We start from the raw sequence: 11,931 nt of genomic DNA, 5'->3' as shown, positions 1-11,931 counted from the left end.
GGGGCCACGCGCATGCGCCTCGTCGTCGAACGCCTGCTGATGGCGCTGCTGCTGCCGCTGGCCATGCTCGGGCTCGCACACCGCCCGGGCCTGCTGCAGATGGATGCCTACATCCACGATCGCCTGCTGATCCTGGCCTCGCACCGGGCGTCGGCCGACATCCTGATCATCGCCATCGACGAGCACAGCCTGCGCGAGCTCGGGCGCTGGCCCTGGAGCCGCGCGACCCACGCGCGCCTGCTCGAACGGCTCGCGCCCGCGGCGCCGCGCGCGGTGCTGCTCGACCTCTTCCTGACCGAGCCGAGCGCCGACCCGCGCGAAGACGCGCACCTGGCGCGGGCCATGGGCCTGCTGCCCGTGTACCTGCCGCTGCTGCACGCGAGCCCCTTGGCTTTCACGAGCCACGAATGGCCGGGCTTCCTGCCGCCGCTGCCGGACTTTGCCGCCCAGGCCCGCGGCGTGGGGCATGCCGGCCTCGCGCCCGACACCGACGGCGTGGCGCGCACGCTGTACCTGCTCGAGGGCTATCCGAACCAGCTGCAGCCCTACGTGGGCGCGCTGATGGCACAGCGCGTCCCGCCGGCCGTGGTCGACTCCGAAGCGACGCCGGTCGACTGGCTGCGCCAGAGCCCGTTGCGCCTGCTGTTCGCCGGCCCGCGCGGCAGCTACCGCACCGTGCCCTACGTGAGCGTGCTGCGCGGCGAAGTGCCCGCCGAGCTGCTGCGCGACAAGCTGCTGCTCGTGGGCGCCACCGCGCCCGGCCTCGGCGACCAGACGCTCACGCCCAACGCCGGCATCCGCGGCGTGCTGCCCGGCGTGGAAGTGCATGCCAATGCCATCGACAACCTGATGCACGGGCGCAACGTGAGCGTGTCGCCGCCGCTGTGGCACGCCGCCTGGACCGTGGTGCCGCTGTGGCTCGCGCTGTGGCTGCTGGTCCGGCGGGGCCGGCACGCGCTGCCGATCGCCGCCGGCCTCGCGAGCGCGTGCCTGCTGATCAGCAGCGTCGCCATGCTGGCGTGGCACCACTGGCTGCCGCCTGTCGCGCCGATGCTCGGCCTGGCCATCCTCTACCTGCTGTGGAGCTGGCGCCGTCTCGAATCGCAGTTCGTCTACCTGCGCAAGCGCGCGCAGGTGCTCGACGCCCTGCCCGGCGGCACCTTCGAAGTCATGCCGGCCCGCTCACCGGCGCCCGCCGACCCGGCGGAGCATCCCAAGCAGGCGCTCGACCGCGCCATTGCACGCCTGCGGCGCATGCAGCAGCTCATGGACAAGGCCATGCAGGCGATGCCCGTGGCCATGCTGATCTGCGACGAAGAGGGGCGCATCGGGTCGGGCAACGCCGCCGCCTTCCGGCTGCTGGGCGGCGGTGCCATGCCATCGCACGGCGACGATGGCCAAGCCCCGCCCGCGCTGCGCGGCGTGCGCCTGCCCGAGCTGATCGCGCCGCTGGCCGTGCCGCCCGCCAGCGGCACACCGGCCCGCTCGGGCGCCGCCCACTGGACCGACCGGCTGCACGGCGAATACGCCACCTCCGACGCGCGCGTGTTCCGCCTGGAGGCCGCGGCCTTCAGCGGCGACGCGCCCGAAGACCGGGGCTGGGTCGTGATGCTGCCCGAGCTCACGGCCGAGCGCGAAGCGCAGCGCCAGCGCGACGAGTGGCGCCAGTTCCTGTCGCACGACCTGCGCAGCCCGCAGGTCACGATCCTCAGCATCCTGTCGATGCACCCCACCGCCGATGCCGACATGCGTTCGGCCATCGGCCGCGAAGCCGAGCGCACCCTCGCGATGGCCGAGGGCTTCATGGATTTCGCGCTCGCCGAATCGGACGACTACCGCTTTGCGGACACGCACGTCGGCGCCGTGCTGCTCGATGCCAGAGACCAGGTGTGGCACTACGCGCAGTCCCATGGCGTGCGCGTCGAAGCCCGCATCGACGACGCCGCCGGCGACACGACCCTGCGCGCCGACGGGGCCTTGCTGACCCGCGCCATCGTCAACCTGCTGAACAACGCCATCCGCCACAGCCCGTCCGGCCGCCGCGTGGAATTGGGCATGGCCATCGAACCCGGCGCCGACGGCGCGGACGCGGCCAGCGTGCGGATTTCCGTCAGCGACCAGGGCTCGGGCATGACGCCCGGACAGCTCGACGCCCTGCTCCACGCACCGCGCGGCCGGCGCGCGCCCACCGTGCCGGAAGCCGCCCCCGGCGAGACCAAGGGCACGGGCACACGGCGCATGGGCCTGGGCTTTTCCGTCGTGCGCGCGGTGGTCCAGAAACACAACGGCACCCTGGGCGCGGACAGCACGCCCGGTGCCGGCACGACCGTCTGGCTGCGGCTGCCCCTGCCCGGTTCGCGCCCTAGCACATCGAAGTGACGGGTTTTCCAATCCCGATGGGGACAATGTTGTGGAAAACCGTGTGCGCAGCGCGCGAAACCCTTGCCTGGCGGGGCCTGCAACACGGTGCCTGCGAAACAGGCAGCGACGCTGAAAAACCTGGAGAAATATTTTTCTCGGCGTTTTCGCCACACTTCCGGCGGCGAATCGGGACGCGCCGCAGCACCGGCGGGACCACCCCGGCGCTCAGTCCGAGGGCTCGCTCGCCGCGCCGTCGGCGAGCATGGCCGCGATGGCCGAGGCCTCCAGCCCGGCTTCGGCCAGGAGGCGGCGCGTGTCCGCGCCGCGACGCACGGGCGCGCGCAGCGAAGGTGTCAGCGGCTCGCTGGACGTGAAGCCGATGCCTGGCACCGGCACCCGCCGCGCGCCGTTCGGCAAGGGCAGTTCCACGTGCGGCCAGTCGCGCGCCATCTGTGCCGCCGCCTGCGCGGGGCGCATCACCGGCGTGGCGGGCACGCCGTGGCGGGTCAGCAGCGCATCCCATTCGGCCGTGGTCCTTCCACTCAGTGCCTGCCCCAGCAGCGCCTGCGTGCGCGGCACATCACGCTGCTCGGCGGCTTCGTGCAGCGACGACAGCAGCGAGCTGTCCGTGCCGGTTTCGCGCAGCGCGTTCAGCAGCCCCCTCGCCTGGTCGGCCGCATTGCAGACGATGGCCAGCTGGCCGTCGGCCACCTCGAAAGTGCCCGACAGCGGGCTGCCTGAAAACGCGGTCGATGCGCTGCGCGGCATCTCCATGCCGCTGACCAGCGGCCCCGCGTAGGTGGGCGCCATCAGCGTGAGCGCCGCGCCCATCATCGACACCTGGAGCCATTCGCCGCGCACGCGCGCCTCGCCGCTCGGCCGGTCGCGCCGGTAGAGCGCGCTCATCACCGCCAGCGCCGCCTGCTGGCCCACGGCGTAGTCGACGAGCGGAAAACCCACCCGCTGCGGCTTGCCGTCGCGGTCGGCATTGGCTGCCATCAGCCCGCTCGCGGCCTGGATGACGTGGTCGTAGGCGCGCCGGTCCGATGCGGGGCCGAAGCCGGTGATCGAGCAGACGACCAGCTGCGGATGGCGCGCGATCAGTTGCTGCGGATCGAAGCCGAGCGCCGCCAGCTTGCCGGGCCGGAAGTTCTCCAGCAGCACGTCCGCGCTGCCGATCAGTTCGGCCAGCGCCTGTTTGGCTCGCGGGTCGCGCGCATCGATGGCCAGCGAGCGCTTGCCCGCGCCCTGCGTCACGAAGGTCTCGCCCAGTCCGAGCGCGGTCAGTTCGGCATCGAGGCCCTTGGCGCGGATCATGTCGTCGCCGTCGGCGCGCTCGATGCGGATCACCTCGGCGCCGAGCAGGCCGAGCTGGTAGCCGGCGAAGGGGCCGGCCAGCACGTGGGTCCAGTCGATGACGCGCAAGCCGGCCAGGGGTGTGGGGGTCGATGTCATCGCGTCACTCCGGCTTGACGCCACTGTTCTTCACATAACGCGCCCAGCGGGCGATCTCTTCCCGGGCGAAGCGGCGGCCCTCTTCCAGATTGAACGCCAGCGGCTGCGTTCCGCTGCTGGCGCGCAGTTGCACCGACTCCGGCGATGCCGACGACTTGCGGACGGCCGCATGCAGCGTCTCGACGATGGGCGCGGGCGTGCCCGCGGGCACGAGCACGGCGGTCCATCCGGTGATCTCGAAATCGGCAATGCCTTGTTCGCGGAACGTGCCGACGTCGGGCGTGGCCGGATAGCGCCGCGCGGCGGCCACGGCCAGCGGCTTCAGCTTGTTCCCGTCGATGAAGACCTTGGCCACCGACGCGTCGGAAAACGCGAAGTCGATGTGCCCGCCGGCCAGGTCCGCCAGCGATTGCGGGTTCGACTTGTAGGGAACCGTGACGGCGTCGATGCCCGCCGACTTGCGAAAGATCTCGCAGGCCACCTGCGTCACCGCGTTGCCACTGCCGCACCTGAGCGCGCTCGGATGGGCCTTGCCGTAGGCCATCAGGTCGGCCAGGTTGCGCCACTTGGCGTTGGCCGCGACGTACAGCGAGATCGGGCTGGTGCCCAGGCCCGCCACCATCTCGAACGACCCGGGTTCATAGCCGAGCCTGGCCGGGAAGAACGAGAAATTGACGGCGTTGGTCGTGGCCGAGCCGATCAGCAGCGTGTACCCGTCGGGCTTCGCGCGCGCGGCGGCCGCCGTTCCCAGCGCGCCGTTCGCGCCCTGCTTGTTGTCGACGATGACGGGCGTCTTCAGGATGTCCGTCAGGTCCTTGGCCAGTACGCGCGCGCCGATGTCGGTGCCGCTGCCCGCAGCGAACGGAACCACCAGCGTGATGGGGCGCGAAGGATAGGCCGCCTGCGCGCAGGCCGAGCCAGTCCCCAGGGCCCACAAGGCGCACAGGGCGCCCAGGAAGAAAGAACTGCGAAGCATGATGGGTGTGTCTCCTGGTGGTGTCCGGACTGAACGATAGGTTGCCGCCCGGCGCGCAGCAACCTACATTCCGTGGCGACCTTTTCCACTTTGGAAAACCATGAACTTGAACGACCTCCATCTGGCCGTGGTGATCGCGCGCGAAGGCGGGCTGAGCCATGCCTCGGCCTGTCTCGGCATTTCACCGGGCACCCTGAGCAAGGCCGTGACGCGGCTCGAGCGCGCCACCAAGGTCAAGCTGTTCGAACGGCTGGCCCGGGGCATGCGCCCCACCGAGCTGGGCCAGGCCTTCCTGAAGCGGGCGCAGCGCATCGACCTGGATGCCGCCGACCTGCATGCGGAACTGCGCGACCTGCGGCAGGCGCGCGCCGGCGTGCTGCGCTGCGGTGTCGGCGACGGCATTCCCGACCGCTGGGTGCTGCCGGTGGTGGCCGCGCTCATCGAACGCGGGATCCGCGTGGACCTGTCGGGTGGCAACTCCGACTCGCTCACGCGGGCCGTCGCCATGGGCGAGCTGGAGTTCGCCCTGACCGGCCTGCACAAGAAACCGGCGGCCGCGCTGGCATGGGAAGGCCTGCGGGACGACCCGCTGCTGCCCATGGCGCCGATCGGCCATCCGCTGGCACGCACCAAACGCGAGGTGGGCTGGGACCAGCTCGCGCAGGCGCGGTGGATCGTCATGGCGCCCGGCACGTCGACGCACACCGAGTTCGAAGCGAACTTCCGCGCGCACCGGCTCGACCCGCCCGAGCCGGTGGGCACCTCGCGCTCGTCCCAGCGCGAGCTGGCGTTGGTGCGCTCGCTGGGCGCCTTGATGCCGGTGCCGCGTTCGGTGCTGAAAGAGCCGCCGGTCGCGGCGCAGTTCGTGCCGGTCAGCCCCGCCGGCGGATGGCGATCGACCCGCCGCGTGGGCATCGTGCGGCGCGCCGGCGGCTACCTCAGCCCCTCGGCGTCGCAAGCGATGGAGGCGCTGGAAGCCATCCTGCGCAAGGAGCGCTGACGACTGGAGCCGCAAGGCATGCGTTAGGCTCCACGATCCCTTCAACCCCTCCTCCCATGCACATCGAAGAACGCATCCACATCGCCGTCCCGCCCCGGGTCATCGACCGCATCTGGAGCGAGGTCGACCGATGGCACCTGTGGGACCCGGACACCAAGGAAGCTCGACTCGACGGCCCCTTCGCCGTGGGCACCAAGGGCCGGATCGTTCCGCAAAAAGGCATGGGCGTTCCGATGGTGGTCACGGAGCGCTCCGAGGGCCGGTCGTTCACCGCGCAGGGCTACATCCCCCTGTTCCGCATGCACTTCAAGCACACGGTGTCCCCAACAGACAGCGGCTCGGACGTGGTGCACCGCGTGTGGTTCACCGGCGCCCTGGCCTTCCTGTTCGGGCCGGGCGTCGCCAAGCAGGTGCGACACGGACTGCCCCGGACCATGCTGTCGCTGAAAGCCTACGCCGAGCAGCGCCACGCCACATCGGGGTCCGGCGACGCCCCCTGAAAGCCGCCGCGCGCTGGCATCGCGCCGCAAATTCCAGCGCGCCCGCAAATGAAGGCGCATCATGGGCCGATGAACATCCAGCTCGGTTTCGAGATCGCCTACCAGTTTCCCCGGCCGACGCCGATGATCCTGGCCCTCAGCATTCACTACTCGCGCGCCTCGGACCTCCTGCGCCCGGACCATCTGCTCACGAAGCCGGCCGTTCCCACCACCGCGTACCGTGACCTGTTCGGTAACTGGTGCACGCGCCTAGTGGCGCCTGCAGGCCGCTTCGTGTTGAGCACGGACACCGTGGTCCACGACAGTGGCGCACCCGACATCGTCGTGCCCTCGGCGCCGCAGGTGCCGGTGGAGTACCTGCCCGAGTCCACCCTGCTCTACCTGCTGGGCAGCCGTTACTGCGAAACCGACCTGCTGTCCGACTTCGCCTGGCAGCGCTTCGGCAACGGCCCGACCGGCTGGGGCCGCGTGCAGGCGGTGTGCGACTTCGTGCACCAGCACATCGAGTTCGGCTACCCACATGCGCGGCGCACCCGCTCGGCGTTCGAAGCCTTCAAGGAAGGGCAAGGCGTGTGCCGCGACTATGCGCACCTGGCCATCACGCTGTGCCGCTGCCTGAACATTCCGGCCCGCTATTGCAGCGGCTACCTCGGTGATGTCGGCACCCCGCCGCCGCACGGCACGATGGACTTCGCGGGCTGGTTCGAGGCGTTCCTGGGCGACCGCTGGTACACCTTCGACGCGCGCAACAACGTGCCCCGCATCGGCCGCGTGCTGATCGCGCAAGGGCGCGACGCCAGCGACGTCGCGCTGTCCAACACCTTCGGGCCCAACGAACTGGATGGGTTCAGGGTGTGGTGCGACGAGGTGCAGTGAACTGAATCGCCGCTCTTCGCCGACGCCCCGCGCTACGCGCTGCCCCAGCCTCCGCCCAGGGCCTTGTACAGGTTCACGGTGTTCACCGCCGCCTTGAGCTGCAGTTCGATCAGCTGCTGCTGCCCGGTGTAGAGCTCGCGCTGCGCGTCCTGGCTCGAGAAGTAGTCTTCCATGCCACTGCGAAAACGCGTGCGCGAGATGCCGGCCACTTTCTCGAGCACCTGCACGCGCGCCTGTTGCGCCTCCAGCTGCGGCTGCAGGTGGTCGCTGGCGATCAGCGCGTGGGCCACCTCGCGAAAGGCGACCTGCGCCGCCGATTCGTAGCCGGCCATCGCGGCGGCCAGCCGCTCTTCGCTGGCGCTCACGTTGGCCGACCGGCGGCCCCAGTCGAAGATCGGCAGCGACACGCCCAACACGCCAGCCCAGCTGCTGTTGCCGCTGCTGAGCAAGGTCGACAGCTCCTTGCTGACACCGCCGGCCAGCGCCGTGAGCGAAATGGTCGGCAGCATCGCGGCCTTGGCCGCGCCCACGCCGGCGTTGGCGGCCTCGACGCGCGCGTAGGCCGCGAGCAGGTCGGGCCGGCGCTGCAGCAGGCTCGACGGCAGGCCGGCCGCGACCTGCGCCGTGGAGCGCTCGGGCCAGGGCCGCGCGCTGCCCGTTTCGGGCGGCACGGGGCGCCCGACCAGCACGTTGAGCCACTGCAGGTCCTGCGCGACACGCATGCGGTATTCCTCCTGCCGCACGCGCGCGGTCTGCAGCAGCGACTGCACGCGGTACACGTCCAGCTGCGCGGCGCCGCCCACGGCGCGGGCGCGACCGATCGTGTCGGCATTGGCGTTCAGCGCGGCCTCGTTGGACTCGGCCAGCGCGAGCAGGGCACGGTCGGCGCGCAGCGTGAGGTAGGCGTTCGACACCTCGCCCACCAGGTTCATGCGCGCGGCCGCGTGGTCCTTGTCGCCGGCCTCGGCGAGCGCGCCGCTTTGTTGCGCGGTGCTCTGCTGCCGGCCGAAGAAATCGAGTTCGTACGACATCACGCCCGCCTGCACGTCGAAGCTGTTGGACACGCGCCCGTCCGACGGCAGGTTGCCGACCGGGCTGAGCGAGCCCTGCGGCGTGGTCTGCGCGCGCTGGGCATGCGCCGACAGGCCCAGCGCCGGGAACAGCGAAGCGCGGTTGCCCGCGTAGTTCGCGCGCGCCTCGCGGGCCTTCGCGGCATAGGCGCGCAGGTCGCGGTTCTGCTCGAGCGCGGTGGCGATCAGGCTGCGCAGCTCCTCGTCCTGCACGAAGCTGCGCCAGTCCACGGGCTGCGCGCTCGGCGCCGTCGTGCCCGCAGGCCATTGCGAAGGCACCGTCAGGTCGGGGTTCTTGAGCGGCGGCGTGAGGTTGCACCCGGTCGTCACCAGCACGATGCACACGGCCAGCACCGCGAAGAGCAGGCGCAGCGACAGGCGCGCGAAGCCCGCGCCCGGCGCGCGCATGCCCGCACTCGCGAACAGCGCCGACGCCGCCTGCCAGGGCCGCACTTGCACCGCCACGTGGCTCGGCGGCACGTTGAAGACGTGGCGTACGAGGTCTTCGCGCTGCGCCTCGGTGGCAGCGAACTTCAGCTCGGCGCCCGCCCTGCCGCGCGCGGCAAGGTGGGCCGGCAGCCAGCCGACCGGTTCGACATGCACCTCCAGCGGCTGCCCGACGCGCAGGCGCTTCAACGGCCCCCGGCCTTCGAGCAGCGCGCCGTCGGCCGCGATGTTGACGAAGCGCGACTCGCCCTCGCCCGCCGCCGTGCGCACCCGTGCCCGCGCGCGCCAGGGAAAGCGCTCTTCCTGCTGCGGGCGCGGCAGGTCGACGCAGGCCATGAGCGCACTCAGGCACAGCACCAGCGCGATGCCGGTCCATACGAGGTTGAGCTGGTCGCCCGGCGTCAGCGCCTCGCCGCCCAGGGCCGCCATCGCGGCCGCCCCCTGCAGCGCCACCAGCAGGCCGCCGAAGACGGCCACCAGCTTCCAGTGCACCACCGTGCGCGAGCGGTCCAGCCCCTTGGCCGTCACCTTGAACGGATGGCCGAAGGGCTTCAGCATCGCGCGCGCCAGCGTGCCGCTCACGGCCATCGCCGCCACCAGCTGGCTCACCTCGCTGAACACGGGCAGGCAGCGCCGCTGGCTGACCCAGTAGCTGTAGGCCCAGAACATCACGAGCGACGGCAGGCCGTAGGCCGCAAAGGCCTGCGGCGTGGCATGGAAGGCCGAGACGCCGGCATACCAGTACAGCGCCGGCGCCAGCAGCACCAGCACCATGAAGGGCTTGCCCAGCCAGTGCAGCAGCCCGTGCAGGAAGTGCATCCGCGCCGACAGGCTGTAGCCCGGGCCGCGCAGGGGCCCGTCGGGCAGCAGCGCGAGCTGCACGGTGCCCAGGCACCAGCGGCTGCGCTGGTTGATGTAGTCGATGATGCTCTCGGCCGACAGCCCGTTGGACAGCCGCTCGCCCAGCCAGCGCGTGATGCGGCCGTGGCGCAGCAGCAGGTAGGTGGTGTGGATGTCTTCGCACACGCTGCCCACCGGGAACCCGCCGGCCTCGGTGATCGCGTCGCGCCGCACGATGAACGAGGTGCCCACGCAGAAGGCCGAATCGACCGCGTCCTTGGCGGGCTGCAGCACGTCGAAGAACACGCGCTGCTCGTCGACCCAGCTGTCGGTGGCGCGCAGGTTGTGCTGGATGGGGTCGGCGTTGTAATAGAACTGCGGCGTCTGCACCAGCCCCACGCGGCGGTCCTCGAACAGGCCGAGCATGCGGTAGACGATCTGGCGCTGCGGCGCGAAGTCGGCGTCGAGCACGAGGATGAACGGCGCGTCGGTCACGCCCGCGGACAGGCGCAGGCCGTTGTTGAGGTTGCCGGCCTTGGCATGGCGGTTGTCGGGCCGCCGCGCGTAGTGCACGCCGCGGCGCTCGCAGTAGGCGCGCAGCCAGTCGCGCCGCGTGTCGTCGAGCACCCAGACGTTCAGCCGCGGGTAGTCGATGGCCTGCGCGGCGATGATGGTCTTCTCGAGCACGGCCAGCTCTTCGTTGTAGGTGCAGATGAAGACGTCGACGGCCGGCACGTCTTCGCCACGCGCATGGCGTTCGCGCAACGCGGCCTCGCCCCGGTCGGCCTGCGCGCGGTTGTCGCGGCGCCGCATGAGCATGTGGATCGACATCAGCGTGTAGACGATGGCCGTGAGCTCGAAGCCCAGGAACACCCAGGCGAACAGGGTCTCGAAGCCCAGGTCCGACGGCGGCATCGTGGCGACCACGCGCCAGACGGCGTAGCGCAGCAGCAGCAACGCGGTGAGCGCGCCGAACAGCACGCGGTGGGTGATGCGCTCGACCCTGGCCCAGGTCATGAGGAGCAAGGCGAGCCCCCCGACCAGGGCGTTGAGCTGGAATTCCGGTGTGGCGATCAGGCTGGACATGAGGGGACTTCCGATGCGGCGGTCTTGCCGGTGAAGGGGTTGAAACCCGTGGCGGCCAGGGCGATCCAGGCGGTCGCGCCCAGGTGCGGCCAGCGGTAGTAGAAGAAATCGGCACCGGTCGAATCGGGGCCGATGGCCAGGCCGGTGGCGATGCGCGCGCTCGGCGTGGCGTAGTACAGGCCGTTGCCGGCGCGCTGCGAAGCGAGCAGCTGCCACAGCGCCTCGGGCGCCGCGCCCTTGCGGGCCACCAGCGTGGCGGCCGCCTGCGCGCTGCCTTCGGTCCAGATGCCGTCGGGCTCGCGCGAGAAACCGTAGCCCGCGCCGACGCGGTGGTGCTTCTCGACCCAGTCGAGGCTGCGCACCCAGGCGCAGGAGCCTTCGGGCGCCGCGAGCAAAGGCCACAGCTGCGCATCGAGGCCGGAGCCTTCGGTGGAGATCGTGGCGCCATCTTCCTTGGTGCCGATGTGAAAGCGCTGCTCCGACGGGTTCCACATGCGGCCCACGAAGTCGAGCGCGGTGCGCGCCTGCCTTTGCTCCGCCGCGTCGGGCTGGCCGTCGGCACGCATCGCGCGTGCGGTCCACGCCGCCGCCATGGCGATGTCCAGGTTGTGCTCGGTCGACTTCCAGGTCTGCGCGCGCTGGGCGTTGTCCCAGCCGTGGCGCCCGCCGTTGTAGCCGTCGGGGCCGTTCCGGGCGCGCGTGTTCTGCTCGGTCCAGGCCAGCAGCCGGCGCGCGGTCGCCAGGTAGGCGGGCGTGGGTTCGGCCTGGTGCAGGTTCAGCAGCAGCAGCGCGGCCCAGGCCACGTTGCCGGTGGCGGTGCTGACCTGGTAGGCATCGGCGATCCACTGCTTGCGCCCCGCGTCCCAGCGGCCGGGCAGCGCGGGCTTTTCCTCGGTGACCGGCCCGGCGCGGTAGGCATTGCGCACGCGCCCGTCGGGCATGGTCTGGTCGTGCGCCACGGCCCGGACCACGGCGTCGCCGATGCGCCGGGCGGCGGCGCGCTCGCCGCACGCCAGCAGCGCGATGCCGGCCAGCGCGTTGTCGTAGGTGAAGCCGGCGCCCGCCAGCGCGGGCTCGAACGGCGGCTCGCCCTGTGCGTTCGCCGGGCGGTAGCTGCTCAGGAACAACGGCCCCGACGTGGCGCCGCTTTGGTCGTGCGCGACGGCGCGGCGCAGGCCGTCGCAGCTCTCGCGCGCAAGGGCCTTTTGCGTGGCGCCGGGTGAAGGCGAAGGCGCGGCAGCTGCAGCGACGCCGGCAAGCGCCATCGATGCGGCGGTGCACCGTGCCACGGCACGGAAAGAAAAAGGGATCGACATGGCG

Annotated in this window: 8 protein-coding genes; 4 read left to right on the top strand and 4 right to left on the bottom strand. The window is 71.4% G+C overall.

Translation table 11 applies throughout. The features are described 5' to 3' along the window. Positions 1 to 12 precede the first annotated feature (12 nt). Positions 13 to 2,379, top strand: coding sequence for a CHASE2 domain-containing protein (locus AC07XP_RS03760; protein WP_495263847.1), 2,367 nt, complete (start codon positions 13 to 15; stop codon positions 2,377 to 2,379). 207 nt (positions 2,380 to 2,586) lie between these two features. Here the strand turns inward: AC07XP_RS03760 and AC07XP_RS03755 are convergent, their stop codons facing one another. Further along, a complete protein-coding gene (locus AC07XP_RS03755) occupies positions 2,587 to 3,816 on the bottom strand; it encodes a CaiB/BaiF CoA transferase family protein (protein ID WP_495263846.1) in 1,230 nt (409 codons plus the stop codon). Positions 3,817 to 3,820: 4 nt separating this feature from the next. Next, the gene (locus tag AC07XP_RS03750; RefSeq protein WP_495263845.1) at positions 3,821 to 4,792 is read right to left on the bottom strand and encodes a Bug family tripartite tricarboxylate transporter substrate binding protein; all 972 of its coding nucleotides are present in this window, start codon (positions 4,790 to 4,792) and stop codon (positions 3,821 to 3,823) included. A gap of 100 nt (positions 4,793 to 4,892) precedes the next feature. On the opposite strand from AC07XP_RS03750, the gene AC07XP_RS03745 reads away from it, so the two are divergent. The 3 genes from AC07XP_RS03745 to AC07XP_RS03735 are packed head-to-tail and all read left to right on the top strand — an operon-like array spanning position 4,893 to position 7,168. Then, positions 4,893 to 5,792, top strand: a complete 900-nt coding sequence (locus AC07XP_RS03745; RefSeq protein ID WP_495263844.1) for a LysR family transcriptional regulator — start codon at positions 4,893 to 4,895, stop codon at positions 5,790 to 5,792. Positions 5,793 to 5,848: 56 nt separating this feature from the next. Then, positions 5,849 to 6,292, top strand: coding sequence for an SRPBCC family protein (locus tag AC07XP_RS03740; RefSeq protein ID WP_495263843.1), 444 nt, complete (start codon positions 5,849 to 5,851; stop codon positions 6,290 to 6,292). 48 nt (positions 6,293 to 6,340) lie between these two features. Then, positions 6,341 to 7,168, top strand: coding sequence for a transglutaminase-like domain-containing protein (locus tag AC07XP_RS03735; protein ID WP_447743551.1), 828 nt, complete (start codon positions 6,341 to 6,343; stop codon positions 7,166 to 7,168). Positions 7,169 to 7,200: 32 nt separating this feature from the next. Here AC07XP_RS03735 and AC07XP_RS03730 read toward each other — a convergent pair whose 3' ends face one another. Together AC07XP_RS03730 and AC07XP_RS03725 are read right to left on the bottom strand one after the other, a co-directional pair. Continuing rightward, a complete protein-coding gene (locus AC07XP_RS03730; protein ID WP_495263842.1) occupies positions 7,201 to 10,611 on the bottom strand; it encodes an efflux transporter outer membrane subunit in 3,411 nt (1,136 codons plus the stop codon). Beyond that, positions 10,599 to 11,927, bottom strand: a complete 1,329-nt coding sequence (locus tag AC07XP_RS03725; protein WP_495263841.1) for a hypothetical protein — start codon at positions 11,925 to 11,927, stop codon at positions 10,599 to 10,601. The genes AC07XP_RS03730 and AC07XP_RS03725 overlap by 13 nt, the downstream gene beginning before the upstream one ends. Between the last annotated feature and the right edge of the window lie 4 nt (positions 11,928 to 11,931).

The sequence above is a fragment of the Variovorax sp. GW531-E2 genome (assembly GCF_059423125.1).
This window is presented reverse-complemented; position numbering and strand designations above follow the sequence as displayed.